This is a genomic window from Tunturibacter empetritectus, from assembly GCF_040358985.1.
Classification (GTDB): domain Bacteria; phylum Acidobacteriota; class Terriglobia; order Terriglobales; family Acidobacteriaceae; genus Edaphobacter; species Edaphobacter empetritectus.
Genome location: NZ_CP132932.1, coordinates 3,226,424 through 3,251,413 on the forward strand (window position 1 = coordinate 3,226,424; position 24,990 = coordinate 3,251,413).

Consider the following 24,990-nt stretch of genomic DNA (forward strand, 5'->3'; position numbering starts at 1 on the left):
AGCAAAAAGACAAGCAACGGCAGAGATAAAAGCAAGTGCAAGTGTAAAAGATGGCTAGGGAAGAGTTTACATTCCCACCCATCGCAAAGTGCGCGATGGATGGGGCACCCGATGGATTGTGGCTGCGTGGCTAAGATCAGGCAACGGCAGATGCGGCTCTCTTCACTTCGCTCAGAAAGAAAGAGGTTAGAAGGCAAGTTCGTCAGGGGAGCATGGCTGGCAGGTGGAGGCGGTGGGGGGCGGTGGTGTTGAGCCAGGCTTCGAACTCGGGGGCGGGGCGGAGGTTGAGGAGGCGGCGGAGGTAGAGGGCATCGTGGAAGGAGGTGCTCTGGTAGTTGAGCATGATGTCGTCGGCTCCGGGGACTCCCATGATGTAGTTGACGCCCGCGGCGCCGAGCATGGTGAGGAGAGCGTCCATGTCGTCCTGGTCTGCTTCGGCGTGGTTGGTGTAGCAGATGTCGCAGCCCATGGGGAGGCCGAGGAGCTTGCCGCAGAGGTGGTCTTCGAGGCCGGCGCGGAGGATCTGCTTGCCGTCGTAGAGGTACTCGGGGCCGATGAAGCCTACGACGGTGTTGACGAGCATGGGGTTGAAGTGGCGGGCTACGGCGTAGGCCCGGGCTTCGAGGGTCTGCTGGTCTATGGCTTGGCCTCCGGCTCCGAGGTGGGCGCCTGCGCTTAGGCTGCTGCCCTGACCGGTTTCGAAGTACATGATGTTGGGGGTGGAATTTTCGGGTGCGCGGTTGAGGCTGCGGGCTTGCTGGTGGGCTTCTTCGAGGAGGGCGAGTTTGATGCCGAAGCTGGTGTTGGTGGCTTCGGTGCCTCCGATGGATTGGAAGAGGAGGTCGAGTGGTGCGCCCTGCTGCATGGCCTGCATCTGGGTGGTGAGGTGGGCGAGGACGCAGGATTGGGTGGGGATCTCATAGCGGCGGCGGATGTGATCGATGAGGTGGAGGAGGTTGGTGAGGGTGGCGACGTTGTCGGAGACGGGGTTGATGCCGATGACGGCGTCGCCGGAGCCGAGGAGGAGGCCGTCGAGGATGGAGGCGGCGATTCCGCGGGGCGAGTCGGTGGGGTGATTGGGTTGGAGGCGGGTGGAGAGGTGGCCGGGCAGGCCTACGGTGGTGCGGAACTTTGTAACTACGGATATTTTTCGGGCTACGAGGATGAGGTCTTGCAGGCGCATGAGTTTGGAGACGGCGGCGGCCATCTCCGGGGTGAGACCGGGGGCGAGGGCGGTGAGACTGGCGGTAGTAGCTTCGTCGGAGAGGAGGTGGTCGCGGAGTTCGCCTACGGTGAGGCTGGAGATTGCGGCGAAGGCGGTGGTGGCGGCGGGAGTGCGGCTGGTGTCGAGGATGAGGCGAGTGACTTCGTCGGTCTCGTAGGGGATGATGGGTTGGTTGATGAGGTGGGTGAGGGGGAGATCGGCGAGGGCGTGCTGCGCGGCTACGCGTTGCTGGGCGGTGGTGGCGGCGATGCCTGCCAGCTCGTCGCCGGAGCGGGCGGGGGTGGCTTTGGCGAGGAGATCGGCGAGGGAGTCGAAGGTGTAGCGGACACTCGCTATGGTGTGGGCGTGGGCCATTGGGTACTACGCTAGCAGGTTGGATGGGAACCGGTCTGCACTGCGAGCAGGTCTTCTTGTTGGTCGGGAGTTGGCGGCTTGGGTACTCTCGATAGCTGCTTTTGTCGGGGATTTCAGAAACAGACAACGGCAAAAGCAAATGCGGGGATTCTTCGCTGCGCTCAGAATGACAGAGCATGTGTTTGGTGAAGAAAAAGCTTGTGTTTGGTGAAGAAAAACAAAAGCAGATTCCTCCGCTGCGCTGCGGAATGACAACAAAAGAGCAGACAACGACAACTGCAACTGCACTGCAACGACAACCGCAACTGCAAACAAAAAAACAACTGCAACGGAGTGACGATATTGCAGATCTATCGATGGGTTTCGAGTTTTGTTTTTAGAACGGAGTTGAGGTCGGAGAGGTTTTGCATCTCGCGTTTGTCTTTGTCGATGTCCTGGATGGTGACGACGCCGCCTGAGACTCTTCCATCGCTGTCGATGATGGGAACTGCGGTGAGGCTGATCCAGGCGCTGGTGCCGTCGCTGTAGTGGCGGAGGTGCTGCTCTGGACCTAGAGTTTCCCCTTTCATGATGGCGTTGGCGAGAGGGTACTCGGTCTCGCGGCGAGTGGTGTGGCGCGGCTCGAAGGTTTGCGGCGCGGTGTAGAAGTCGTCGATCAGGGACGGTGGAGCGACGGCGGTGCGGAGAATATCTTCCGCGCGCGGGTTGCTCATGACGACGTTGCCATGGGGAGCTTCTGCGATGACCAGACCCACTGGAACTGCATCGAAGACTGCCTGAAGGCGGGCTTCGCTGCGGCGGTGAGCCTCTTCGGCGCGTTTGTGGTCGTCGACATCTTCGACGGTACCGTACCAGCGGGTGATCTTTCCCTGTTCGTCGCGGCGCGGCGAGGCGCGGGACCGCATCCAGCGCCAGGCGCCGTCCCGGCTGAGGATGCGGTACTCCGAGTCGTAGACGACTCCGGTGCGGACCGACTCGTACCACTGGTCGATTGCGCACGGAAGGTCGTCGGGGTGAACGATGCGCGGCCAGCCGCCATGAATCATCTCGTACTTCGAGATGCCGGTGATCTCTTCGCATCGTGCGCTGACGTCGAGGATGACCCCGTTGGGGTCGGCGGTCCAGGGAACCTGAGGGTTGAGCTCGACGGTGTGGCGGAAGTGGTCTTCGCTTTCGGCGAGGGCTTGCTCGGCCTGCTTGCGGCGGGTGATATCGACGACTGAGACGGAGATGCCGATGACTTCGTTGGCCTCATCGCGGGCGGGGTGGAAGGAGATGAGGTGGGTGCGTTTTTCGTTGAGGGGGTTGGGGTCGGGGTAGCAGATTTCGAGGTTGTTGCTGGCTTCGCCGTTGAGGGCGCGCAGCAGGTAGGGCTCGCAGAGGGGGAAGACAGAGGCCATGACTTCGGAGACATAACGGCCGAGGTGGGCGGCTACGGGGAGGTGATGCATCTCGGCGAGGCGCTTGTTGACGCTGACGTAACGCAGGTTGCGGTCGATAAAACAGAGGCCGACGGGGACACCGTCGTAGATGGCGTTGAGCTGGGCGAGGCGTTGGGTGGGAAGAGCTTCGAGGCGGAGGGGAAGGGTGGAGTCGGCTGCGGGAGAGCGCGGCTCGGGGATTGGAGGGGCTGGGTCGAGTCTGGCGGCGAGGACTTCGGGGAGTTGCTCGGGGGGGACGGGGCGACCGTAGAGCCAGCCCTGTCCGAGGTCGCAGCCGAGCCAGAGGAGCATGTCGGCTGTGGTCTGGCTTTCGATGCCTTCGGCTACGGTAGTGAGGCTGAGACTGTTGCCGAGGCCGACGATGGCGGCGGCGATCTTGCGGCTCTCGCGGGTGTGGCCCATGGAGCGGACGAAGCTGGCGTCGATTTTGAGCTCGTCGAAGGGGAGGGACTGGAGGTGGCGGAGGCTGGAGTAGCCGGTGCCGAAGTCGTCGAGGGCGAGACGGGAGCCTTGCTCTTTGAGTTCGGTGGCGATGCGGTAGGCTTGCTCGGTGTTGGCGACGAGGGCGCTCTCGGTGATCTCGAGGATGAGGCGGTTGAGGGGGAAGCTGGCTTGCTCGGCGGCGGCGCGGATGTGTTTGGGGAGGGAGAAGTCGGTGAGCTGGGTGAGGGAGATGTTGACTGAGAGGGTGAGATGTCCGGGGATGTCTTGGGCGGCGGCGAATACGGCTCGGAGGAGATTTCCGGTGAGTAGACCGTTGAGGCCGGCGTCTTCGGCGAGTGGGATGAATTCGTTGGGGGTGATGAGGCCGCGGTTGGGATGCTGCCAGCGCGCGAGGACTTCGAATCCGCTGAGCAGTCCTGTGCGCAGCTCTACCAGAGGTTGAAAATACGGGATAATTTCGTTCTTCTCAAGCGCTCTACGCAGATCGTTCGCGTCTTCAGCAGCCATGGCAACGACGATACTACGGCCCGGATGCAAGTTATACAGGGAATTTCTGGGATCGCCATCGGGCGACAAGATCGCGGGCGGCGGAGGGCCAGTCGGGGTAGGTGAACTGGAAGCCGACGTTGAGGAGACGGCCGGGGATGACCTGGCGGCTTTTGAGGACGAGCTCAGATTCGGTGCGCAGGAGGAAGGTGCCGATCTCGAGCATCCACGGCGCTGTGGGTATACCGATGCGAGTGCCCCAGGCTTCGCGAAGGATATGGAGGAAGTCGCGATTGGGGAGGGGATTTGGTGAGGCGAGGTTGACTGGGCCGGTGAGGGATGGGGTGGCGATGAGGAACTCGACGGCGCGGAGGAAGTCGGCCTCGTGGATCCAGGAGACGAATTGAGTGCCGGGTGCGTTGGTGCCTCCGAGGCCGTGGCGAACGAGATTGAGAAAGACGTCGAAGACTCCTCCAGGGTCGGGGCTGAAGGTCATCGCGCTGCGTAAGGCGACTTTGCGGGTGCGTGGGAGCGGATTCGCGAAGAAAGAGGACTCCCAGGCTTTGGCTACTTCGATGGAGAAGTTCCAGGTATCGGGTGCGCCGGGCTCGTTGCCGCCGAGTTCGCCGGTGGCCTCGTCCATGGGGCGATCGAGGGAGTGGCGATAGATGGTGGCGGTACTTGCGTTGAGCCAGACGGTGGGTGGGTGTTTGAGGGAGGCGATGGCTTCGCTGAGGATTTTTGTGGAGAGGACGCGAGAGTCGAAGATGGCGCGGCGGTTGGCGGGGGTGTAACGACAGTTGACGCTGCGGCCGGCGAGGTTGATGCAGACGTCGCTTTGTTCGAGTTCGGCGACCCATGGGCCGGTGGTGAGGCCGTTCCATGGGACGATTCGCCAGGGAGCGGTGTGGGGGGTGCGACTGAAGACGATGACGGTGTGGCCCTGGTTGTGAAAATGACGGGCGAGGATGTGGCCTACCTGGCCGGTGCCGCCGGGAATGACGATCTTCATGAGCGCGTTTGCCTGTGTGCTGTTTGGTCCGTCGCTGTGGTCGCGGGTGCGGTCTGGAGTGGTGGCGGATCGCTCTGGGTTGGCAGATAACGCTGCCAGTCGGAGGATTCGGCGAGTTGTTTGATGACTGCGTTTCGTTCGCGGACGAGCGACAGCATGTAGCTGCGGAGAAAGAGCAATTCGGCCAGAGGACCGAGGATAGGAAGTGGCGCGGCGATGCGGAGGAGATCCTGCATTTTGGTTTCGCCGGAGGGAAGGGTGCGGAAGATGTGATCTGCCTGCATGGAACGGAAGATTCCCTTGGTCATGGTGACCTGGAAGTAGGTTGGTGGTTCGATGGCGGTGACTTCGTTGGTGAGATTTTGCCAGGTGCCGAAGTGTTTGGCGCGCCAAGTGACCTGGTCGGAGAGGTCGGTGAGGCCGGAGGTCAGACCGCCAATCGCGAGGGCCTGTTCGCCGGAGTGGATGTTGGCGAGGAGATGGACTTCAACGCTGCGGGAGAGATCGAAGCAGCGTTGGATGGGGGCAGCGATCGTTGTGATCTCGTCGATGTGGATCATCGTCGGTGTCGCCCTCCCAACAAGAGTAAATGTGCCACGAAGGTGCTTTCGGATGGAGTGGCTTGGGGACGAGATAATTTTGTGGCTGTGCTAACTAATGGATTAGTTGGTCGTCTCTCCTTTGAGTCAATTTCGGCCACTTTCCGTTGAGAGATGGCTGAGCTATGAGAGGGTATGCCGCCAAAGAAGTCCATCACGTTGACCGAGGCTGAGTTACGGCTCATGAAGATCTTGTGGGCGCGTGGCGAGTCGGCTGTGGGGGAGCTGGTGGCTGCGATGCCCGAGGGGGCGGCGCTGGCTTACAACTCGGTGTTGACGACGATTCGGATCCTGGAGCAGAAGGGGTATGTGCGGCATCGGCAGGAGGGCAGGGCTTTTCTGTATAGTCCGTGCGTTGCGGAGCAGGAGGCGAGCCGGTCGGAGGTTCGTCACATGATGCAGCGGTTCTTTGGGAACTCGAGAGAGAAGCTGCTGCTGTCGCTGCTGGGGGATGACGAGGTTACGGCGGAAGAGCTACAGCGGTTGAAAGAGGCGATTGCGGCGGCTGCGGATGACCGCGCGGGAGATGAGCTGTGATGGTGAACTTTCTGCATGGTGCCGAGGGTCTGTCGCGCGTTGCGGCTGGGTCGGTGGTGTCGGGGTTGTGGCAGGGGCTGGTGTTGGCGGCTGGTGTGGGGATGTGTTTGCGGCTGATGCCGAAGACGACAGCGGCGATCCGGTTTGCAGTGTGGACCGCGGTATTTGCGGTTCTGGCGTTGCTGCCGTTGCTTCATGCTTATGGAGCGAATGCTGGTGGTGAGGCGGCTGGCGCAGTGGTGCATGTAGATGTGCGTTGGAGCTTCGCGATTGCTGGGCTGTGGCTGGCTGTTTCGTTGGTGCGCGCAGTGAGGCTGGCGATGGGTGCGGTGCAGCTGCGCGGGATATGGAAGCGCGCGACGCCGGTGGAGATGGGTTCGGGATGGGGTTCTTCGCTGGTGGCGGCGGGATGGCGTGGGGTGACGCTTTGCACGTCGGTGGATGTGGACCGGCCGAGTGTGATTGGATTTTTTTCGCCGCGGATCTTGATTCCGCTTGAGGTGTATGAGCGGCTTACTTCGGTGGAGTTGGAGCAGGTTGTGCTGCATGAGATGGGGCATCTGCGGCGGGCCGATGACTGGATGAACCTAGTGCAAAAGATTGGCCTGGTGCTGGTGCCGCTGAATCCGGCTTTGCTGTGGATTGAGCGAAGGCTGTGCTTTGAACGGGAGCTGGCGTGTGACGATGCGGTGCTGCGATTGACGAAGGCTCCGAAGGCTTATGCGACTTGCCTGACGGGGCTGGTGGAGCAGCGGCTTGGACGGAGAGCAGTGGCGCTTTCGCTGGGTGCGTGGGAGAGACGGTCGGAGCTGGCGCAGAGAGTGCATAGTATTTTGCGGCGCAGCGAGGGAATGGGCAGGACGCAGGCTCGCGTGGTGATGTGTGTGCTGGTGCTGGGACTGGTCGGCGGTGCGGCTGAGCTTTCGCGCTGTCCGCAGGTGGTTTCCTTCTCCGGTGGTGTGGCTCCTTTGCATGCGGATGCGCGGAATTTCGCTGCGGATAGCGCGGGGTATCAGGCGGTTGGATTTTCTTCTTCACTTCCTGCTTCGAGGACGAGCACAGCTGCAATGGTGGCAGAGGCAGCGCATGAGACGCTACTGAAGGCTTCCATGCCGACGAAGACGGCTGGGCAGTTGCCACAGCAGAAGAGTGCAGTAACTGCCAAGCGACGTCATGCTGTGCCGTCGGCTGCTCTCCTGCGTGTGAAGCAGGATCGAGCGATGCGGCGGGCGCAACAGATGCAGGGATGGGTTGTGCTGACCTCTTGGGAGGAGTCGTCGCAGCCAAGGATGGTGCTCACGGTGTCGAGTGAGCGGGTGTTTTCTTCTTCGTTTGCAGCCGTGCCTACTGCGGGCGGTTGGCTGGTCATTCAACTTTAAACAATGCTGTAGGAGCTGTCGTGAGGATCAATCATGTCGTTTGAAACTAATAAATTAGTAGGTAAGGCAGGACGGATTGCCGTTCCTGCAGGTGCTGCCGCGGCTCTGGTGCTGGCAGCTGGAATATTCGTTCATCACAATGGTGTGCATGCGGCAATGATTGCATCACCGATCGCGTCACCTGCTCCGATGGATGACAATAGTGTCTCGTCGCTGGTTGCGCTGGACAACGCGGTAGAGGCGGTTGCGGCGCGGGTTACGCCTGCGGTGGTGAATGTGGCGGTCACGTCGCGTGGGTCTTCGGAGTCGGAGCATGAGACGGGTGGCGATCAGGAAGATGGTCCACAGCAAGGACAGGGGCAGACGTTGCCGCCGGGTCTTCAACAGTTCTTTGGACAACTGCCGCCGGGGATGATGCAACAGCGGCCGCAGCAGCCTCAGCTGGAGCATGGAATTGGCAGCGGAATCATCATCTCGCCGGATGGATATATCGTGACGAACAATCACGTGGTCGATGGCGCGGTGGAGATGAAGGTGACGCTGCATGACCGGCGGGTGCTAAAGGCGAAGTTGGTAGGGCATGATCCTCTGACCGACATCGCGGTGATCAAGGTGGATGCGCATGATCTGCCGAGCATTGCCTGGGGTGATTCGACGAAGCTGAAGCCGGGACAGACTGTGCTGGCTTTCGGTAGTCCGTTTGGATACTTTCAGTTTTCGGTGACGCGGGGCATTGTGAGCGCGGTGGATCGGCAGAATCCTTATCGCGATGATGCGCGCAAGCCTGGCGGGTATATCCAGACTGATGCGGCGATCAATCCTGGCAACTCAGGTGGGCCGCTGGTGAATGCGCGCGGCGAGCTGGTCGGAATCAATACCTTCATCATCTCGAGCGGCGGCGCATTTGCGGGCGCGGGGTTTGCGATTCCTTCGCAGATGGTGAGGGCGACGGCGGAGCAGTTGATCAAGACGGGTGCGGTGCATCATGGCTATCTCGGGATCAGCATGAACGATGTGACGCCAGAGAATGCGAGCTTTTTTAACCTGAAGGAGGCGACGGGAGCGATTGTGACACAGGTGTCACCGGATTCTCCGGCGGCTCAGGCGGGGCTGAAGAACGGGGACGTAATCGATGAGCTGAATGGGCAGAAGGTGATCAACGGAGGCGCGCTGCAGGTTGCGGTGAGCGAAGATACTCCGGGGACACAGATTGCTTTGGGCATCATTCGCAATGGATCTTCACAGACTTTGAATGTGAAGGTCGGCGAGTTTCATAAGGATGCTGAGGTTGCGAGCAATGGTGAGGGTGCGGGTCCGCAGAAGGGGAAGCTTGGGCTGGCGGTGGCTGAGTTGACTCCTGATGTGCGGCAGCAACTGCATATTCCTTCGCAGGTGCAGGGGGTTGCGATTCAGAGCGTCCGTCCGGGGAGCCCGGCTGATGATGCGAGCCTTGCTCCCGGGGATGTGATTCTTGAAGTGGATCGGCATCCTGTGACTTCGGCGGAGCAGTTTGTGAATGCAGCCCATGCGAATGCTACTGGGAAGGATCTGTTGCTGCTGGTCTGGTCGCAGGGCGGAGCGAGTTACCGCGTGGTTCATCCTGATGCAGGGAACCAGAGTGGGATGTAATCGCTGATGTATCTTGGGCCGCTGCGGGAGATCGCGGCGGCCTTTCTTTTGCGTGTCGTGCTCAGTCGGATGTATGGCCGAGGACGTGTTCAGCACCGTTGTAGATGTTGAAGTGACCTTCGCGGAGGAAACCTACGAGGGCGATGTTGAAGTCTTTTGCGACTTGAGCGGCGAGGCTGGAGGGAGCGCCTACGGAGGCGACCATGGAGACTCCGCCCATGAGGGCTTTTTGAAGGAGCTCGAAGCTGGCTCGGCCGGAGAGTAGAAGCAGAGTGTCGCGGAGGGGTGTGCGGTCGGCTAGAAACTCTGCGCCTAGGAGCTTGTCGACTGCGTTGTGACGGCCTACGTCTTCGCGTACGGCGAGGAGTTCGCCGGCTGCGTTGAAGAGAGCTGCGCCGTGGATTCCGCCGGTTTGATTGAAGAGGGTTTGGGCCTGGCGCAGATGATTTGGGAGCTGATAGAGAACTTCGGTTTCGATTTGAAAGACGTTTTTTCTGCGCGGGGGACAGACGGTCTGGAGTGCTAGCAGAGAGGCTTTGCCGCAGATGCCGCAGCTAGAGGTGGTGTAGAAGTTGCGCTCTAGGTTGGCGAGGCTTACGGCTACGGAGGGTGCGAGGTCTACTCGGACGACGTTTTTTTCTGGTCGATACGGGAGCGCGCTCTGTGTTTGGAGATTTGCTGCGGGGAGTTCGGCGCTGTTGGCGAGGTAGACGATCTGGTCGATGTCGTTGGGGTCGTGCACGACTCCTTCGGTCATGAGGAAGCCTGCGGCTAGGTCGAAGTCGTGGCCGGGTGTGCGCATGGTGACGGAGATGGACTTTACGGATCGTGCGCCGAGAGGGCCGTGGGCCAGTTGTATCTCGAGGGGCTCCTCGACGGCGAGGGCATCGTGGGCGTGATGCGAGCTGAGGCCGAGAACCTTTTCGATGGAGACCGGGTGGGTGGCTCGGTTTAGCTCCGGATTCGTTTGAAAATTTGGCTGCGGATTTTGAGTGGGGTCGGAGCTCTTCATGAGCGCGTGAGTCCTTCGGAACGACATGACAGTTGGCTTAGGGAAGGGACTTAGACGTAGTGAGGTGCGTGGTGTCGTGAGCCGGTTTTCATTAGATCTTCGATGGTTTCGAGGGGTTGGATTCCGCCTCTGGCTCCGACTGCGGTGCAGTTCAGAGCAGCGGCGGCGCAGGCGAAGTCGAGTTGGCGCGACAGGGGCCAGTTTTGCAGGAGGCCGTAGATGAATCCTGCGTGGAAGATGTCGCCGGCACCGGTGGTGTCGACTACGGAGACGCAGTAGGCGGGAGTGTGGTGGAGTTGCTTGCCATCCCAGGCGACTACGCCTTCTTCGCCTAGCGTTGCGGCTACTAGAGTGCATCCATAGCGACGTTGGATTTGCTGTAGGGCCTTTTCGAGGTTGGGCTCCGAGGTGAGGCGGCGGGGAAAGTCTCGGCTCACGATGAGGTAGTCGATGTTTTCGATGAGTTCTACCACGCCGGGATAGAGCTCGTCTAAGTCGGCGATAACTGGTATGCCGGCGGCGCGGGCCCAGGTGGCTGCGAGGGTGGCTGCGGCGGTGTCGTGACCGTCGACGTGAAGGGCTCGGGCGTTTACGATCCACTCGCGATTGAGGTCGGTTGGCTGGAGGATGAGCCGTTCGTCTCGTCGGCAGAGGACGGTTCGCTCGCCGCCGGCGTCGACGAGGATTAAAGATTGTGGGCTGGCTGCGCCTGCGGCTGTGACGATCTGTGTCTCGACACCTGCGTGCGCGAAGGCTTCGCGATGAAGAGCGGCGGCTGCGTCGTCGCCCAGCTTGCCAACGTAGCGGGTTTTGATTCCCCAGCGCTGGCAGGCTACGACGGTCGATGCTACTTGTCCGCCTGGCAGGATGGTGGCGGTTTGGTACTCGACCTTGGAGCCGCGTGAGGGGTAGTTTGCCAAGGGGATGACGGTGTCTGTGGCGTTGAGCCCGACGCCGACCAGATCGACCTTCGACAGTTTCGTCATCTCTTCAATGTAAATGGAATCGCGCGTCCTGCGATATCGACAGGACGCATGTGGTTGAAGGTGATTTAGATCTTGATGAAGATTTTGCGGCGGTAGAGTACGGCTACGAAGAGCCAGCAGACGGCGACGAACGCGAGGGCGTAAAGCAGAGAGGCGAAGGGCACGTTTGGAACGGCTTGGAGGATTGTGCGAAAGATTGATTGTGCCAAGTTGACGCCGGGATGCATCGGAATGCTCGACAGTGCGGCTGCCAGTAGCTCGGAGAAGACGTAGGCAACGATGGCGTTGGTTCCAAAGATGAAGAAGGGTTTGAGGAGGCCGTCGTGATTTTGGGTGGCGTTTTGTGCGGTGGATTTGCTTTTGCGTAGATCGACGAGGAAGAGGCTCAGAGCCAAGAGGGAGAGGCTGAGACCGCCGGCGAAGAGAACGTAAGAGCTGGTCCAGAGTTTCTTGTTGATGGGGAAGGAGAGGTTCCAGAGTCCACCGAGAAGAATGCAGGTGAGGCCGGCGGTGGCGATGCCGATTATCTTCTGATTGAGCGAGCGCTGGGTGCGTAACCAGATGCCGGCGAGAACGCCTAGGAGTGCGGTCGCGAGGGCGGGGATGGTGCTGAGGAGGCCTTCGGGGTCGCGGGTGTGCTCGTAGAGATGAGAGGCGGAGAAGATCTGGCGGTCGAGCCATGCGGTGAGATTGGCGTCGCGGTCGAGCAGGGGGATGTCATGGGTGGGAACACCGTATCCGGGGACGGCGACGAAGCGCATGAGGGCCCAGTAGATGGCGAGTGCCGAAACAGCTAGAACTGCTTTGCTGCGCCAGCCGGGGCTGAGGAGATAGAGCGAGGCGATGAGGAAGTAGCAGATGGCGATGCGGGGAAGCACTCCATAAAAGCGCATGGTGTGGAGGTTGAAGAAGGGGAAGCTGTTGACCAGGAGGCCGAGTAGAAAGAGGATGACGGAGCGGCGCAGGACGTGAAGGAAGAGGGACTGGCGGGTGGCGCCTTGCGCGAGTCTTGAGGCCGTGGAGAAGACGGTCGAGATGCCGACGAGAAAGAGGAAGGTGGGAAAGACGAGGTCGGTTGGGGTGAAGCCGTTCCAGGCGGCGTGCTTGAGTGGCCAGTAGGCGCGGAGCTCATCGCCGTTGTTGTTGACGAGGATCATGAAGGCGATGGTGAGGCCGCGGAGGAAGTCTACCGAGAGGAGGCGCGCTGGACGGGCGCCGGTGAGAGAGGGCCAGGGGGTTTCGGAGGGTGCGTTCATTGTCGTCATAGTTTACTGGTGTGCCTCGGATAGTTGAGTGGGAGCGAGGTGAAGGGTGCGTGCGATGTCGAGTGCTGCGGCGTAGGGGTCGCCATGGGGCTCGGCGTCGTAGGTCTTGCGGCTGTGATTCCAACTGTCGCCGAAGGCATACCAGTCGATGGTCTTCGGGGCTTCGCCCGTATCGAGGGCGGTAGAGAGCGAATCGAAGTACATCTGCCAGCGGACCATGTAGTAGTCGCGGGTCAGGCCGGCCCAGTCGCGGTTGCCGTACTCGTGGAGGCCGTACTCGCTTGCCTTGCGGTCGCCCCAGGTGGTAAGGATGGAGCGGGCGTCGTAGTTGAGACGGTCGAGCTCTGTGGGTGAGGAGGCCCACGGTGGGACGAAGGAGAGCCACTTGCCGAGGAGGAAGAAGGGGCTGGCCTGGAGAAGCTGGTCTTGGAGCTCCATGTCGTGAAGCCACTCTTTCGAGAGTCTGACGAAGGCGACTTTGTCTTTCGAGTCGTAGGCTTGCTTGATCAGCGGCAAGAGGCGACGACTCTCGTTGGCCATCGTTTGGCGGGCTACGTCGACGAGGTCGTAGCGGTAGGTTTCGGTGGAGCGTAGTGCGGAATCGACTTCGAGAAGTTCGGTGAGTGCGGGGGCGAAGTCTGCTGGGTTGTAGCGCAGGACATCGGGAGACCAGGTTGCTGCGCGGGTTGCGGTAAGGGAGGGTTGGGAGTTGAAGACGGAGTCTTGTGAGGCGTCGCGTTCGCCGTGCTGTGTGTTGCCGTCGGCTCGGTAGCCGTAGGCTGTTTTGAGAAGGATCTGCCAGGCGCGACGAGCGTGTGGGTCATCTGCTCCGTAGCGGCGGGTCGCGTAGGCGTTGGTCCATTCGGATAGGTCGACTGGATCAGTGTGCCAGGCCATCTCGGTGTAGAGGTCGAAGGCGAAGGGGTTGGTGTCCATGCCTTCGGTGAAGACGGCAGTGCCGACGATGCGGCTGCCGGGGAGCGTGGCCATCTTGGGGAGGCGAACTGCATAATCATAGAGCGGTGCTCCCATGGTGGTGCGGCCGCCGAACTCCCAAAGGCCGCCGTAGAGCCAGGATGCGCCACGAAACTCTTTATCACGCTCCTCGCGAGGGATGCGGCCCTGTTCGATCTCGGCGATAAGGACGTGGCTGGTGTCGAGGGAGGAGAGGAGTTCCTGGGTTGGGTTTTGCTGCCATCCGAGCAACATCCAGAGTGCGTTGGGGTGGTCGCGCATGAGGGCTTGCTGTACTTTTTTTGCAGCGGCTGGAACCGGGACGTCGCCGGATGCTCCACCCTCCTGGAAGATCTCCATGTCGTAGATGGTTGAATCGCCGTAGAGTTCGTGTTGATGGTGATAGAAGGACACGGCGAGTTTGTCGAAGTTTGGATCGCGGGGATCGAGCCAGCCGGGGCGAGTGAATCCGTTCCAGTCGCCTTGCGTGATGACGTGCGCGCCGGGGTGAAGGGACGCGAAGTCCGCGGGGACGATGCCGTAGTAGCCGGGCAGCACGGGCGTGATGCCGAGGCTGCGGAGGATTGCGATGAGTTGTTGTGCTGAACGCGATCTTTTCTCGAGAAGTTCCTTCGAGATGGGGCCCTGGAAGCAGCACATGTTGCCCATGAGCTGCCAGTTCTGATGCGCTGGCTGGACGATCCAGTTACGAATGGTCTCGTCGGAGTAGCCGGCGTCGCGAAAGGTTTGGTAGAGGACGAGGTCCATGCCGCGCTCGATGAGGATGGCGTTGGTGCCGCTGAGAGCGAGGATGTCGATCTCATGCTGCCATCGCTGCTCGTCCCAGTAGGGAGCGGAGTAGCCGTCGACGTTTTCATTCAGGGCGTAGCGCCAGGAGTAGAGTGCGGGCCTCTCGATGGGTGCGTCGGGTGCGGGGAGGGTAGGGTTGGGAGAGCCGAGTTGAGAGCCGTTTGGCGAGACCTGCAGGTGGGCCACATACTTCAGATACCAGTTGACGCCGTATAACAGGGTTGGTTGCGTGGCGGCTTCGACGCGAATGTGGCCTCGTGTTCCGGTGATGCGGAAGTAGTTTTTGTGAGCGGGCTTTGGGACGAGAGCGAGTTGAATCTGTGGCGCGAGATGAGGCATGAGACGCTTAAGCACGCCTTCAGCGGGTGCTGTGGAGCGCTCTGCAGATGCGAATGCGGGTCGCATCGTAAGACCAACGAGAAGTAACGGGATTGCGAGGAACTGCTTTAGAAGCATGCACACCAATGTAGCGAAGTTTCATGGAGGACGGAACCACTTAGTATGGACAAGATCGTGGAGGGTGATTTGAGTTTCGGAAAAAGGATAAAGACGACTGCAACGGACAGCCACTTTCTGGTGCCGCTCTGTGTGCTTGTGCTGGGGATTGCTTTGCTGGTGGCGTTGCACTAGACGGCAAGCATGGCCGGTTTGAAAGAAAGCGGCTTGAAAGAAAGCATCGAGGGGAGTGGAATGGCACTTGAATTAGAGCGGGTGAGACGAAAGGGATTGTCTCTGCATGGCCTGGGCGTCGTCTGCGGATTGACGGCGGGCGTTTGGCTGGGGGCGGCGGAGGCTCCTACGAAGCTTGTGAACGCAGGGTTCTCGCCGTTTGCTATCTCTCTGTGTATGGTCGCCGGGGTGTTCACGGCGCGGTGGACCTTCCCCACGCTGTTGAAGGGGACGGGCTATGTCTTCGCGGATCTGTCGGAGAGGAAGCATTTGATTGTATGGGCGCTGCTAGCTGGCGCGCTGTGGGCGGTGGCAAATACTCTGACCGTATTCGCGATTCGGGATGTTGGGTTGGCGGTTGCGTTTCCGATGTGGAATGCGAATTCGCTAATTGGGTTGTTCTGGGGACGGGCTCTGTTTCGTGAGTTGGAGGGAGCGAGCGGAAAGAATACTGCAAAGGTGGTGTTTGGTGCGATTGCGATCGTGATTGCAGCAGTGATGCTGGGCTTCAGCACGATCCACGGAGGGGCGATTGGGAGTCATGCTCTTCGCGGAGTTGTTGCGGCGTTGGGCGCGAGTTTGATGTGGGGGACGATGTATGTTCCGTATCGCAAGGCTTATCTGAGTGGGATGAATCCTCTGTCGTTTGTGACGGTGTTTACGTTGGGGGAGCTGGGAACGGTGCTGGCGTTGACGCTGGCTCTGGACGGCGGGGCGCACTCGTCTGCGTTCCAACTGCTCCATATGCCGGGAGTTTTGTTCTGGCTTTTTCTTGGAGGGTTCGTCTGGGTGGTGGGTGATCTGTTCCAGCAGTTCGCGGCGAAGTATCTGGGGATTGGGCGCGGGATTCCACTCTCAAATACGAATCAACTTTGGGGACTGGCGTGGGGTGCGCTGGTGTTCGGCGAGCTGGCGAAGGCTGATCGGCAGCACAGGTGGATGGTCATTGGAGGGTCGGTCATCATGATCCTTGGTGCACTCGCAATCAGTACGGCGGTTGCTTCAGCGAAGGAGCAAAGCTCGACGAATGAGGCGGTGTTGCGAGAGTGTAATCGGTACGGCCTGGACTATCAGCGAACGATGATGGCGCAGGCAGGAGATGAGTTTGACGGGAGAGACGGACGGCGTCGGTGGTGGGATTACCTTATCGTTCTGACGGCCACTGCAGTTTTTATCACGCTGGGAGTTCGCGCGGTGGTGCCACCGCTGGCGATGAACCTGAGTTGGGTGGTGATTCTGAGCGTGCTGCTGTTGGTTAGTCTCCTCGTTGGAGGATGGAGTCTCTGGCGGCGGACGCGATTCAGTTAGGACTTTGAACGCGGGATTGACTTCTTCTGCATTCGATCTTTATGGGATGGACTCAGACGCGACTCGAGATACGCCGCGAGAGCAATTTTGTATTCCTTAACCAGCTCCTGGCGCTCTTTGGAGCTGGCTTCTGCGTAGAGCTTATTCATGCCTTTGATGATGCCCAGGGAGACGTTGGCCAATCGAAACGCTACTTCTTGCGTGAGGGTAGGTTTCTTGCTTCGGAATACCTTAGCAATTCGCTCTCGTAATCGGTTTCTTGCCTCTGGGCTGCGCTTGTATTTTACGGGGGCGTCAAGAATTGCGAAGTAGGCGGGGTGCTCGTCTACGAAACATATCGTCAGCTCGACGAAGCGGTGGGCTATTTGTTCGGCTGACATCTCCGCCACGGCCTCCTCGTTGAGGTGCGTCCAGCGCTCCTCCATCTCTGCGACGTATTGGCCTCGAAGTGCGAGGACGATGGCCGGTTTATTGGGAAAGTACTGATATACGGTTCCGATGGATGCCTTGGCTCGGTCGGCGATCTCTGTCATGGTGGCGGCGTCGTAGCCGACTTCAGCCAGCAGAGACGCAGCTGCATCAAGTAACTGAGCGACGCGCCGTTCGCCCCTCTCCTGCTGGGGAGCCCGCCTTGGGCTTGACATTGTTGAGGACATGCTCATATTCTAGCTCTGGAAACAAATTGAGGAAACCCTCATGTTTTGTTTCGATCCGTTGCTAATCTCTTTGATCTAGCTTTTCAAGCTGGTTGATCGTAGCCGTAGTCTGAGGAAATAGAAGGAGAACACCCATGGCAGTCACCTCGCTTGACCCCATCACCGCTCTTGTTGTCATTGATTTGCAAAAAGGCATCGTTGCGATGCCTACCGCTCATCCGACGGGAGAGATTGTGAAGCGAGCCAGCGTCTTAGCTGACTTGTTTCGCCGGCGGAAGTTGCCGGTGGTGCTGGTGAACGTATCTGCAGGAGCACCTGGCCGGACAGAGCAGGCTCCGAGGGTACGCGAGTTTCCTGCAGGATGGACTGATCTGGTTCCTGAGTTGAATCAGCAGCCTGAGGATCATCTAGTGACGAAGCGGACCTGGGGAGCGTTTACGGGCACTGGCCTTGAGGAGTACCTGAAGAAGAAGGGCGTTACGCAGGTTGTCATCGTTGGCGTTGCCACGACTGCCGGTGTTGAATCTACCGGACGCCAGGCGCACGAGTTCGGGTTCAATGTCACCTTCGCCGTCGACGCTATGACAGATATGAACCTCGATGCTCATACGAACAGCATTCTGCGGATCTTTCCACGTCTGGGAGAGACGGGCACGACCCAGGAGATTCTTGGTCTGCTCGACAGCAACCAGGTCTAATGAAAGAGGAGGGTTTGACGGATGGAATGGAATCACTCTGTAGCTTATCTGTTTGGTGGCGTTTTTCTCACAAATGCTATTCCGCATTTTGTGAGTGGCGTAATGGGGCGTCCGTTTCAAAGCCCATTTGCTAAACCGCCCGGACAGGGGCTTTCTTCTTCAACAGTGAATGTGCTTTGGGGATTTTTTAACCTGGTGATTGGTTATGTCCTGATATGCCGAGTTGGCAGCTTTAATTTGCGCTCTACGGGTAATGTTGTTTTTCTAGGGCTGGGCATACTCCTGATGAGTGTAATGACGGCGCGCAGCTTTGGGCGGTTTCACGGCGGAAATTCCCCTGGTAACTCATGAGCGTCTCAGCAAAAGACACCTTCCGCTCGCTGAACAGTTTTAACTATCGAGTGTGGGCTGGTGGAGCGCTCGTCTCGAATATCGGAACGTGGATGCAGCGCACTGCACAAGACTGGATTGTTCTTACCGAGTTGACTCACCATGATGCGACCGCTGTTGGTGTCGTCATGGCGCTGCAGTTTGGCCCACAGGTTTTGTTACTGCCGCTGACGGGTTTTGCTGCTGATCATCTTGACCGGCGAAAGCTGCTGATTGCTACTCAGGCGGCCATGGGATTCCTAGCCTTAGGACTAGGTGTTCTCACCATTGCAGGACTCATTCGTCTGTGGCATGTGTATGTGTTCGCGTTTCTTCTGGGTTGCGTTACCGCGTTCGATTCGCCGACACGCCAGAGTTTCGTCTCCGAGTTGGTGGGGGAGGCAGATCTGTCGAACGCAGTGGGGCTGAACTCGACCTCATTCAATGCTGCGCGGATGATCGGTCCCGCAATCGCTGGCGTTCTCATCGCGGCGGTGGGATCTGGTTGGGTGTTTCTGATTAATGCGGCATCGTTTGCTGCCGTACTTTGTTCGCTGAGTCTACTTCGCGTCGGAGAACTACACCGGGAGCATAGAGCCGTTCGAACACGGGGAAGTCTCGTCGAAGGGTTTCGTTATGTCTGGAAGAGACCGGATCTGAAAGCTATATTTCTCATGCTTTTTTTGATTGGCACGTTCGGGATCAACTTTCCAATCTTCATCTCAACTATGTCCGTGACCGTCTTTCATGCGGAAGCGAGCCAGTACGGGTTTTTGACTTCGACTATGGCGATTGGATCAGTCGCTGGTGCACTTCTCGCTGCGAGACGAGAAAGACCGAATGTGACTCCCTTGCTGGTTGGAGCGGGGATGTTCGGGGTTGGATTGGCGCTAGCAGCGATCATGCCTAACTATTGGCTCTTTGGGCTAGCTCTTATTGTTATCGGCGTGTCTGCGCAGACTTTCACCACCTCGACGAACAGCTTGGTGCAGCTTTCGACGGAGCCTGCCATGCGTGGTCGGGTGCTGGCGATCCTCTTGGCGGTGGTCTTTGGTGGTACTCCTATCGGAGCGCCGATTGTCGGGTGGGTCGCTGACAGGTTTGGGCCGCGCTGGGCGCTTTGTATTGGCGCTGCTTCAGGATTTGCGGCGGCAATTGTAGGCATCTACTATCTCGCGAAGTACCGTCATCTGCGGGTGAGCTTCGGCGCTGGACGTCTTCGCTTCACCATGGATGAAGGTAGTCTCGTTGCGCGTTGAAGTTGCGTTTGAACTATTTCCGAGCCGATGGTGGGAGTTTATCTTTGCGGTGCGAGCTTTGCTTGACCGAAGTGGTAGGCGAGGTGTGCGGTTCTGCTGAGTAAAATGGTGAAGCGGTTGCGATGAGGCTCGAGCTTGAAGTCTTCCTGGGAGATGGCGGTGTGTCTCTGTGCCCAGTCCGAGCCTGACAGGTTCGAGAAGGCGGTCCAAAGGGCATCGTTGACTTCATTCCAGATTCGCTTCAGGTCTGCTCCCGAAGGCAGATTCTGTGAGTGCCCGTCGGGATTGGCGATGAAGATGAAATCGAGCTCCGGATGTAATCTCTGGCCCAATCCCAACAAGGGTAGAAGTGCATCGCTGCTGGCTGCTAAATGGCCCCAGAGATAGATAAGCCTGTTCTTTCCCGGGGCGACCTGCTCGAGAAGCTGTTCCTCCGTTAGAGCGCTGAAGAGCTTTGTTGTGCGGTCAACGTTTGCCTTCCAGCTGCGGAGCGCTGAGTCGATGAGCGAAGCTTCTGGGTTCATGCTGTAGTACCTCTCTTATGGAAAAAGCTAAGATAACAATGCATTCAATCATTGATGTTCTCTACTTCTGTGCCTGTACGGCGGTCGCCACGCTTGAACTGGCGTCGCCACGCTGCTAATGCGGTCGGCAGCGTGGCAGACTCAGTTCGTTGTCAGCTATGTGCTGTTGCGTTAGATCTGTGCTGTTCCGCCATCGACGAAGAGCTCGATGCCGTTGACGAAACTGGAATCGTCGGAGGCGAGAAAGAGCGCAACGGTTGCGATCTCCTCAGGACGACCGATTTCGCCACGAGGGATGAGCGTCTTGAAGTACTCCTTGGCGTCTGGTCCGAGGGGGTCGAGGATTGGGGTATCGATCGTGCCCGGACTGAGCACGTTGACGCGGATTTTGCGATCTTTGAGGTCATTAAGCCAGGTGCGCGCGAAGGATCGCACCGCGGCTTTGCTGGCGCTGTAGACGCCGAAAGCAGGGAAGCCTTTGATGCTGGCGATGGAGCCGTTCATGAATATTGAGCCGCCGTCGTTGAAGAGCGGGAGAGCCTTCTGGACGGTGAAGAGTGTGCCGCGTACGTTGAGGTCGAATGTTTTGTCGAAGTGTTCTTCGGTGACTTCGCCGATCTTGGCAAACTCGCCCTGGCCCGCACTGGCGAAAAGGACGTCGATCTTTCCTTTTTCTTTTTTTACGGTCTCGTAGAGACGATCGAGGTCTGCGAGGTTTGCGGCATCGCCCTGGACTCCTGTCACATTTTTGCCGATTGCCTTGACGGCTTCATCCAGCTTGTCCTGACGGCGACCGGTGATGAAGACGTAGGCGCCTTCTTTTACGAAGAGTTTAGCGGTAGCGAGTGCCATGCCAGACGTCGCTGCTGTAATGACGGCTACTTTTCCTTCGAGTTTGCCCATGTAGATTCGTCCTTTCACATTTGCTGTGTGTGTTTGTTGAAGTCGGATGGGAAGCCCACTCAAAACGCGCGGTGACGCTGGCGTCGAGTGGGCCTGGTGCGAGGTTTAGCGGAGACCGCCACCGGTGATGACGCGCTCGCCGGTGATCCACTTTGCGTCGTCGGATGCAAAGAAGGTGACAACGGAGGCGATGTCGTCGACGCGGCCTGCGCGGCCGAGAGGGGTCTGCGCTACGAGAGCCTTCTCGAAGTCGGATCCGATGAAGCCTGCAGATTGTGTGCCTTCAGTATCGACGATGCCAGGATTGACGGAGTTGACGCGGATCTTACGCGGACCAAGCTCCTTTGCGAGGACGCCGGTGATGGCGTCGAGAGCGCCCTTGGTGGCGGTGTAGACAGAACTGTTTGGAGGAGTGAGGCTGCTGACGCCTGAGCCGATGTTGATGACGCTGGCCCCTTCGCCGAGATGTTTGACCGCAGCCTGCGTGGTAAGGAGAACGCCGAGGACGTTGATGTTGAAGATCTTGTGGAACTGCTCTTCTGTTACGGCTTCGAGAGGGGAGAACTCGTACACCCCGGAGTTATTGACGAGGATGTCGAGGCGTCCGTAGTTTTTGATGGCTGCGTCGATGATGCCCTGCGCTTCCGCAGCCTTCGAGACGTCACCACCTACGGCGACGGCTTTGCCTCCGGCTGCGGTGATGGCGGAGACGACGGTGTCTGCGCCAGACTTGCTGGAGGCGTAGTTGACGACGACTGATGCCCCTTCGGCGGCGAGCGACTTGGCAATGGCGGCTCCGATACCCTTGGATGCGCCGGTGACGACTGCGACTTTACCCTTTAGCTTGCTCATGACTGATCCCTCTTTAAGTTGCTTTAGAAACTCGAGATTTTGCACTGCCTGCGGTCGCAGGTTCCGACTGCTGGTGAGTAGATGGGGTTTGGCAGCTGAAGGATTCATTAGTTCAGGATTTATGCACTATTGAACAATTTATTTAAAAAGACTATTGTGGTGTCCATGAGGCCTTTATTCCACCCCTCGGTCCAGGACGTGACAGTTGAAGCGATCCTTCATGCCTTGTCTGACCCTGTGCGTGTGGCGATCTATGCCGATATTGTTGGACAGAATTGTTCGCACAATTGTGTGGCGTTTTCGAATATCAGCGAGAAGCCGATACCGAAGTCAACGCTTTCACAGCACTTCAAGATACTTCGCGAGGCTGGGTTGATTCGGGGTGAGCGGCAGGGTGTCGAGATGCACAACACGTCTCGATGCGCGGAGATCGACAAGCGCTTTCCGGGGTTGATTGGAGCCATTGTTACGGCGCATAAGGTTCAGTTGGCCGAAGGAGAGCGGCAGACGAGAGCGGCGAAATCAAAGGCTGCGCGACGAATGCAAGCAGTTAATAGATAGCTCGCGACAAGATTAGGCGTTCCAAGAACGAATGGCGAAAATTTCAGACTTCCGTCTTTGAAAGTGATCGTAATTTGGGAAGTTCACTGCTCTTTGTGCACGAGAGGGCTGGCACCTTGTGATCAGTCAAATAATTTGCTGTTAGTCGTCATCGTCATTCTTCAGCTTCTTAGGGCGGGCGTTTAGGAGTGCCGGTATCGGGGCGTCTCCCACGGCGTCCTTCCAGAGGATCACATTCAGCTTTTGTGTATCCGAATGGTCTGCGTGACGAAAGTCCATTCTCTGAGACGCTTTCGCCCCTGGTGCAGTCTTCGTATTTGCTGTGTAGATCAGGGCGTTGTCGCGATTTCTGTAATCGGCAGAGAATGGCGGCTGACTCCCATCTCCGGTGAACAATGATCCCATCATGGAGCTGAAGGCGTCGTTGTTGTTCATCGGCGGAAGACCAAGGAGGGTCTCCATGGTTCGCAGGACGCTGACGGTCGAGTAGAAGCGACTGTCAACGAAGGCTTCCCCGTTCGCCGTCTTTGGGGAGTATTTGCTGACAACCAGAGCCAGACTGCGGTGCGCATCTACATGATCCGCACCGGCCTGCGCATCGTCTTCGAGAATGAAAAATGCCGTGTCGTCCCAGTAGGCCGAATGGGATACCGCGTCGACTGCGCGGCCTACGGCCAGATCGTTGTCGGCGATGGAAGACTTAGGGGTGGGTCCGCCGGGCGTCGTTCCTGCTGTGTGGTCATTTGCGAGCCGAAGCAGTATGAAGTTTGGCATGTCGTCGTTACCTGCTTTGCGGTCGGCGACCCATCTTTCGAAGTGCTTCAGAAAGACATCGGCCCGGATCTGGTCTGGAACCCTTAGATTGAAGTCCGGCTGCTCCACTGCAAAGTGTCCGACTAACTCCGGCTTGGTTGCGATGTTTGTAGCCAGAAGCGGGATAGGCCACGGCCATTTATTCACGCCACCACCCCACTCAGCCGGCAGTGTCTCTCCTGGCATGATGGAGGGCTTCTGGCACTTCGCTCCCTCCAGTTGCGGGCCTTCCTGCGGGTTTTCGGTTTTCTTTTCATCGCAGAATGTGGACGAGATGAATTCGCCGAAGTGGTAGTAAGTTTTGTTTTGACGCGCGAGGTTTCCCCACAGATATCCACTGTTGGGCTCATTGATGTCAGGGATTTTTTGCAGAAGAGGATAGCCCTCGGCAACTACGCCTTCAAAGTCGTAGGTCCGCTCGTCTCCCCGGTAGCTCTGTTGCCATGTCTTCTCTAGATAGTCTGTGCCGATGGCGGCAGTCGACCAGACATGCCCGTCGCCGGACACCTCGCCCGAGTCGTAGAAGTTATCCAGCACTCCAAACTGTAGAGCGAGTTTGTGCTGATTCGGCGTGATCTCTGAGCCGTACATCGTCAGACTGGCGTCACCGTTGCCGACGGCCTTCCCGTTTTGTCTGAGATCCCCGAAGATCTGATCGTAGGTACGATTTTCTTTAATGATGTAAATGACATGCTTGATGCGATCCTGCTGGCCGCCGAAAAACTGGATCTTTTCTTCGGCTGCCTTCATTCGGTTTGACTCGACTACCTTCGCCGTCCACTGCGGAAGGTCTTGCTCCATGGTCTGCGTGTCTAACACGGCAAGAGAACCATAAAGGAGCGTTGCGATGTAGCTGGAAGAGGCTGGCTTCGTATTCTGTGCTCCGGCGGGTTGCCGCTGTGGGAAGTTGTTTGGTCCGGTTCCTTTGCCTTTCGCTGTTGCAACATAGAGCTTTCCGTCGATGAGTCCGATCGACATTGGCATCCACTCCGTTGGCACAAAGCCTAAGGGTTCGACCATCCCCTTTTTCGCTGTTTTGGGCGAGAGCTTTCTGGTGTCAAAGACTGCGATTGCGTCGGTGATCGCGTTTGCTGCGTAGAGCTTTGAACCGTCCGGAGACAAAGCAAGTGCTTCGGGTTCAGCTCCAAAGTATGTCTGGTGTGGCAGCCGAGTGTCGAAGTAACCTTTCGTTGAGAATTGGCGGCCATCTATATTGACTGCTGCAACTGCATCGCGGTTCGCTAATGCGACGTACATGGTCTGGCCGTCGGCTGACATCTCGAGCGCACATGGATGAGTACCCGGGGCTGTTGGAGTAACTGGTTTCAACAAACGAAGCTTTCGGCCCACGACACCGTGCTTCAGGTCCAGTTCAACGATTTCGCTTGCATTCCACAGCGCCACAAATGCACGGGTCTCATCTTTGGAGACGCTGAGTGCGACAGGGTATGTCGAGGGGACTGCGTCGTTTTCGGCCAGATCGAACCGCGTAAGAATTGCGCCTGTAGTCGGGTCCATCAGAAGTACGTCGTCCGACAGATTATCGGCTACCAGGAGTTTTTCTGAGCTTGAGGAACCTACCACTGCAATTGCAGCCGGAAACGGTATGCCTTTATCCGCGGTGGTGCCTCCGGTCAGCAGCGTCCTCCGGCCCGCAGCGAGTTGCTGCAGAGGGATCTTGATCATGCGCTCCTGCGAGATTTTGCCCGAGTTGAAGCCATAGACGGCGATACCGCTACCGGTGTCATCTTTCTCGGTGCCGAGGGGATCGGTTTCGGACCCCATGCTTGCGTATATATGTTTACCGTCGCGGCTGAAGGCCAGTCCCGAATAAAGCGTCTGTCTGGCCTTTACCGGGGTTCTGTCGTCCGGGAAGTCTTCTACCACACCGGTCTGAGTGTCCATTACCGCGAGGGACTGTTTGTAACCGGACTCGAAGGTTCCGTAGCCTGCGTTGACGGTGATGACATAACGTTTATCCGGAGAGATGGCCATCGAGAGGGGCAGCCCATTGAGCCTCTGCGGATTGCCGAGTACTGGCTGCAGGATTTCCTTGCTCGTGGGAAGATCGATACTTGTCGAGCCAGATTGTGCTGCCATTGAAGCGGCATTCACGATGAGTGTCACTGCCAGTAATTGAGCAGCATGCTGTCGGGTTGTCATTGTGACAGATTAGCAAGTTCTCTGTTGATCAAGTATTAAAGGCGGTTTCGGCACGAAAGGCTATGTAGAGCCTTTGTCAGG

23 protein-coding genes are annotated in these 24,990 nt (G+C 58.4%); 10 read left to right on the forward strand and 13 right to left on the reverse strand.

Annotation, left to right across the window (positions count from 1 at the left end; translation table 11 throughout):
- Nucleotides 1–202: 202 nt before the first annotated feature.
- Nucleotides 203–1,579, reverse strand: coding sequence for an ethanolamine ammonia-lyase subunit EutB (locus RBB75_RS13400; RefSeq protein ID WP_353068357.1), 1,377 nt, complete (start codon nt 1,577–1,579; stop codon nt 203–205).
- 185 nt (nt 1,580–1,764) lie between these two features.
- Between RBB75_RS13400 and RBB75_RS13405 the strand changes: the two genes are divergently transcribed.
- Nucleotides 1,765–1,959: a hypothetical protein gene (locus RBB75_RS13405; protein WP_353068358.1), complete on the forward strand. Its 195-nt coding sequence runs from the start codon at nt 1,765–1,767 to the stop codon at nt 1,957–1,959.
- Here the strand turns inward: RBB75_RS13405 and RBB75_RS13410 are convergent.
- From RBB75_RS13410 to RBB75_RS13420, 3 genes are read right to left on the reverse strand one after another with little or no spacing between them, the layout of a single operon-like run.
- Nucleotides 1,930–3,972, reverse strand: coding sequence for an EAL domain-containing protein (locus RBB75_RS13410; RefSeq protein ID WP_353068359.1), 2,043 nt, complete (start codon nt 3,970–3,972; stop codon nt 1,930–1,932). The two genes, RBB75_RS13405 and RBB75_RS13410, sit on opposite strands and share 30 nt — an antisense overlap.
- A gap of 31 nt (nt 3,973–4,003) precedes the next feature.
- Nucleotides 4,004–4,963 carry a TIGR01777 family oxidoreductase gene (locus RBB75_RS13415; protein ID WP_179637260.1) on the reverse strand — a complete coding sequence of 320 codons (960 nt, stop codon included), beginning with the start codon at nt 4,961–4,963 and terminating at the stop codon, nt 4,004–4,006.
- The gene (locus RBB75_RS13420) at nt 4,960–5,523 is read right to left on the reverse strand and encodes an SRPBCC family protein (protein WP_257030857.1); all 564 of its coding nucleotides are present in this window, start codon (nt 5,521–5,523) and stop codon (nt 4,960–4,962) included. The genes RBB75_RS13415 and RBB75_RS13420 overlap by 4 nt, the downstream gene beginning before the upstream one ends.
- Nucleotides 5,524–5,697: 174 nt before the next feature.
- Here RBB75_RS13420 and RBB75_RS13425 point away from each other — a divergent pair, with 174 nt between their 5' ends.
- The 3 genes from RBB75_RS13425 to RBB75_RS13435 are packed head-to-tail and all read left to right on the forward strand — an operon-like array spanning nt 5,698 to nt 9,107.
- Complete coding sequence (locus RBB75_RS13425) at nt 5,698–6,099, forward strand: BlaI/MecI/CopY family transcriptional regulator (protein ID WP_179637261.1); 402 nt, start codon at nt 5,698–5,700, stop codon at nt 6,097–6,099.
- Nucleotides 6,099–7,478 (forward strand): M56 family metallopeptidase, encoded by a 1,380-nt coding sequence (locus tag RBB75_RS13430; RefSeq protein WP_179637262.1) that lies wholly within the window; start codon nt 6,099–6,101, stop codon nt 7,476–7,478. Before RBB75_RS13425 ends, RBB75_RS13430 begins: the two co-directional genes overlap by 1 nt.
- Before the next feature lie 33 nt (nt 7,479–7,511).
- Nucleotides 7,512–9,107, forward strand: coding sequence for a Do family serine endopeptidase (locus tag RBB75_RS13435; RefSeq protein ID WP_179637263.1), 1,596 nt, complete (start codon nt 7,512–7,514; stop codon nt 9,105–9,107).
- Between the two features lie 61 nt (nt 9,108–9,168).
- On the opposite strand, the gene fdhD is transcribed toward RBB75_RS13435, so the two are convergent.
- The 4 genes from fdhD to RBB75_RS13455 form a co-directional block, all read right to left on the reverse strand.
- Nucleotides 9,169–10,119 carry a formate dehydrogenase accessory sulfurtransferase FdhD gene (gene fdhD, locus RBB75_RS13440; protein ID WP_353068361.1) on the reverse strand — a complete coding sequence of 317 codons (951 nt, stop codon included), beginning with the start codon at nt 10,117–10,119 and terminating at the stop codon, nt 9,169–9,171.
- Between the two features lie 50 nt (nt 10,120–10,169).
- The gene (locus RBB75_RS13445) at nt 10,170–11,105 is read right to left on the reverse strand and encodes a carbohydrate kinase family protein (protein WP_179637265.1); all 936 of its coding nucleotides are present in this window, start codon (nt 11,103–11,105) and stop codon (nt 10,170–10,172) included.
- Nucleotides 11,106–11,170: 65 nt separating this feature from the next.
- Entirely contained in the window at nt 11,171–12,361 is a 1,191-nt protein-coding gene (locus tag RBB75_RS13450) for an acyltransferase family protein (protein ID WP_179638763.1), read from the reverse strand.
- Between the two features lie 12 nt (nt 12,362–12,373).
- Nucleotides 12,374–14,590, reverse strand: a complete 2,217-nt coding sequence (locus RBB75_RS13455; protein ID WP_179637266.1) for an alpha-N-acetylglucosaminidase — start codon at nt 14,588–14,590, stop codon at nt 12,374–12,376.
- Nucleotides 14,591–14,635: 45 nt separating this feature from the next.
- Here RBB75_RS13455 and RBB75_RS13460 point away from each other — a divergent pair, with 45 nt between their 5' ends.
- Nucleotides 14,636–14,764: a hypothetical protein gene (locus RBB75_RS13460; protein WP_353068363.1), complete on the forward strand. Its 129-nt coding sequence runs from the start codon at nt 14,636–14,638 to the stop codon at nt 14,762–14,764.
- A 60-nt stretch (nt 14,765–14,824) separates the two neighbouring features.
- Nucleotides 14,825–16,111 (forward strand): GRP family sugar transporter, encoded by a 1,287-nt coding sequence (locus RBB75_RS13465; RefSeq protein WP_353068364.1) that lies wholly within the window; start codon nt 14,825–14,827, stop codon nt 16,109–16,111.
- On the opposite strand, the gene RBB75_RS13470 is transcribed toward RBB75_RS13465, so the two are convergent.
- On the reverse strand, nt 16,108–16,767 hold the full coding sequence (locus RBB75_RS13470) for a TetR/AcrR family transcriptional regulator (protein WP_353068365.1): 660 nt from the start codon (nt 16,765–16,767) through the stop codon (nt 16,108–16,110). The two genes, RBB75_RS13465 and RBB75_RS13470, sit on opposite strands and share 4 nt — an antisense overlap.
- A gap of 134 nt (nt 16,768–16,901) precedes the next feature.
- Between RBB75_RS13470 and RBB75_RS13475 the strand changes: the two genes are divergently transcribed.
- From RBB75_RS13475 to RBB75_RS13485, 3 genes are read left to right on the forward strand one after another with little or no spacing between them, the layout of a single operon-like run.
- Nucleotides 16,902–17,465 (forward strand): isochorismatase family protein, encoded by a 564-nt coding sequence (locus RBB75_RS13475; protein WP_353068366.1) that lies wholly within the window; start codon nt 16,902–16,904, stop codon nt 17,463–17,465.
- A gap of 21 nt (nt 17,466–17,486) precedes the next feature.
- Nucleotides 17,487–17,816, forward strand: a complete 330-nt coding sequence (locus RBB75_RS13480; protein ID WP_353068367.1) for a hypothetical protein — start codon at nt 17,487–17,489, stop codon at nt 17,814–17,816.
- Nucleotides 17,813–19,093: an MFS transporter gene (locus RBB75_RS13485; protein WP_353068368.1), complete on the forward strand. Its 1,281-nt coding sequence runs from the start codon at nt 17,813–17,815 to the stop codon at nt 19,091–19,093. Before RBB75_RS13480 ends, RBB75_RS13485 begins: the two co-directional genes overlap by 4 nt.
- A gap of 38 nt (nt 19,094–19,131) precedes the next feature.
- On the opposite strand, the gene RBB75_RS13490 is transcribed toward RBB75_RS13485, so the two are convergent.
- From RBB75_RS13490 to RBB75_RS13500, 3 genes are all read right to left on the reverse strand, one after another.
- On the reverse strand, nt 19,132–19,617 hold the full coding sequence (locus tag RBB75_RS13490; RefSeq protein ID WP_353068369.1) for a DinB family protein: 486 nt from the start codon (nt 19,615–19,617) through the stop codon (nt 19,132–19,134).
- Nucleotides 19,618–19,788: 171 nt separating this feature from the next.
- Nucleotides 19,789–20,520, reverse strand: a complete 732-nt coding sequence (locus tag RBB75_RS13495; RefSeq protein WP_179637273.1) for an SDR family NAD(P)-dependent oxidoreductase — start codon at nt 20,518–20,520, stop codon at nt 19,789–19,791.
- Between the two features lie 105 nt (nt 20,521–20,625).
- A complete protein-coding gene (locus RBB75_RS13500; RefSeq protein ID WP_353068370.1) occupies nt 20,626–21,372 on the reverse strand; it encodes a glucose 1-dehydrogenase in 747 nt (248 codons plus the stop codon).
- A gap of 165 nt (nt 21,373–21,537) precedes the next feature.
- Here RBB75_RS13500 and RBB75_RS13505 point away from each other — a divergent pair, with 165 nt between their 5' ends.
- Entirely contained in the window at nt 21,538–21,933 is a 396-nt protein-coding gene (locus RBB75_RS13505) for an ArsR/SmtB family transcription factor (protein ID WP_353068371.1), read from the forward strand.
- A gap of 141 nt (nt 21,934–22,074) precedes the next feature.
- Here RBB75_RS13505 and RBB75_RS13510 read toward each other — a convergent pair whose 3' ends face one another.
- On the reverse strand, nt 22,075–24,846 hold the full coding sequence (locus tag RBB75_RS13510; RefSeq protein WP_353068372.1) for a bifunctional YncE family protein/alkaline phosphatase family protein: 2,772 nt from the start codon (nt 24,844–24,846) through the stop codon (nt 22,075–22,077).
- Nucleotides 24,847–24,990 lie beyond the last annotated feature (144 nt).

Excerpts from the sequence above, each read along its gene's own strand:
- RBB75_RS13400 (WP_353068357.1), bottom strand. The coding sequence starts at position 1,579 with ATGGCCCACGCCCACACCATAGCGAGTGTCCGCTACACCTTCGACTCC.
- RBB75_RS13410 (WP_353068359.1), bottom strand. The coding sequence starts at position 3,972 with ATGGCTGCTGAAGACGCGAACGATCTGCGTAGAGCGCTTGAGAAGAAC.
- RBB75_RS13415 (WP_179637260.1), bottom strand. The coding sequence starts at position 4,963 with ATGAAGATCGTCATTCCCGGCGGCACCGGCCAGGTAGGCCACATCCTC.
- RBB75_RS13420 (WP_257030857.1), bottom strand. The coding sequence starts at position 5,523 with ATGATCCACATCGACGAGATCACAACGATCGCTGCCCCCATCCAACGC.
- RBB75_RS13425 (WP_179637261.1), top strand. The coding sequence starts at position 5,698 with ATGCCGCCAAAGAAGTCCATCACGTTGACCGAGGCTGAGTTACGGCTC.
- RBB75_RS13430 (WP_179637262.1), top strand. The coding sequence starts at position 6,099 with ATGGTGAACTTTCTGCATGGTGCCGAGGGTCTGTCGCGCGTTGCGGCT.
- RBB75_RS13435 (WP_179637263.1), top strand. The coding sequence starts at position 7,512 with ATGTCGTTTGAAACTAATAAATTAGTAGGTAAGGCAGGACGGATTGCC.
- fdhD (WP_353068361.1), bottom strand. The coding sequence starts at position 10,119 with ATGAAGAGCTCCGACCCCACTCAAAATCCGCAGCCAAATTTTCAAACG.
- RBB75_RS13445 (WP_179637265.1), bottom strand. The coding sequence starts at position 11,105 with ATGACGAAACTGTCGAAGGTCGATCTGGTCGGCGTCGGGCTCAACGCC.
- RBB75_RS13450 (WP_179638763.1), bottom strand. The coding sequence starts at position 12,361 with ATGAACGCACCCTCCGAAACCCCCTGGCCCTCTCTCACCGGCGCCCGT.
- RBB75_RS13455 (WP_179637266.1), bottom strand. The coding sequence starts at position 14,590 with ATGCTTCTAAAGCAGTTCCTCGCAATCCCGTTACTTCTCGTTGGTCTT.
- RBB75_RS13460 (WP_353068363.1), top strand. The coding sequence starts at position 14,636 with ATGGACAAGATCGTGGAGGGTGATTTGAGTTTCGGAAAAAGGATAAAG.
- RBB75_RS13465 (WP_353068364.1), top strand. The coding sequence starts at position 14,825 with ATGGCACTTGAATTAGAGCGGGTGAGACGAAAGGGATTGTCTCTGCAT.
- RBB75_RS13470 (WP_353068365.1), bottom strand. The coding sequence starts at position 16,767 with ATGTCCTCAACAATGTCAAGCCCAAGGCGGGCTCCCCAGCAGGAGAGG.
- RBB75_RS13475 (WP_353068366.1), top strand. The coding sequence starts at position 16,902 with ATGGCAGTCACCTCGCTTGACCCCATCACCGCTCTTGTTGTCATTGAT.
- RBB75_RS13480 (WP_353068367.1), top strand. The coding sequence starts at position 17,487 with ATGGAATGGAATCACTCTGTAGCTTATCTGTTTGGTGGCGTTTTTCTC.
- RBB75_RS13485 (WP_353068368.1), top strand. The coding sequence starts at position 17,813 with ATGAGCGTCTCAGCAAAAGACACCTTCCGCTCGCTGAACAGTTTTAAC.
- RBB75_RS13490 (WP_353068369.1), bottom strand. The coding sequence starts at position 19,617 with ATGAACCCAGAAGCTTCGCTCATCGACTCAGCGCTCCGCAGCTGGAAG.
- RBB75_RS13495 (WP_179637273.1), bottom strand. The coding sequence starts at position 20,520 with ATGGGCAAACTCGAAGGAAAAGTAGCCGTCATTACAGCAGCGACGTCT.
- RBB75_RS13500 (WP_353068370.1), bottom strand. The coding sequence starts at position 21,372 with ATGAGCAAGCTAAAGGGTAAAGTCGCAGTCGTCACCGGCGCATCCAAG.
- RBB75_RS13505 (WP_353068371.1), top strand. The coding sequence starts at position 21,538 with ATGAGGCCTTTATTCCACCCCTCGGTCCAGGACGTGACAGTTGAAGCG.
- RBB75_RS13510 (WP_353068372.1), bottom strand. The coding sequence starts at position 24,846 with ATGGCAGCACAATCTGGCTCGACAAGTATCGATCTTCCCACGAGCAAG.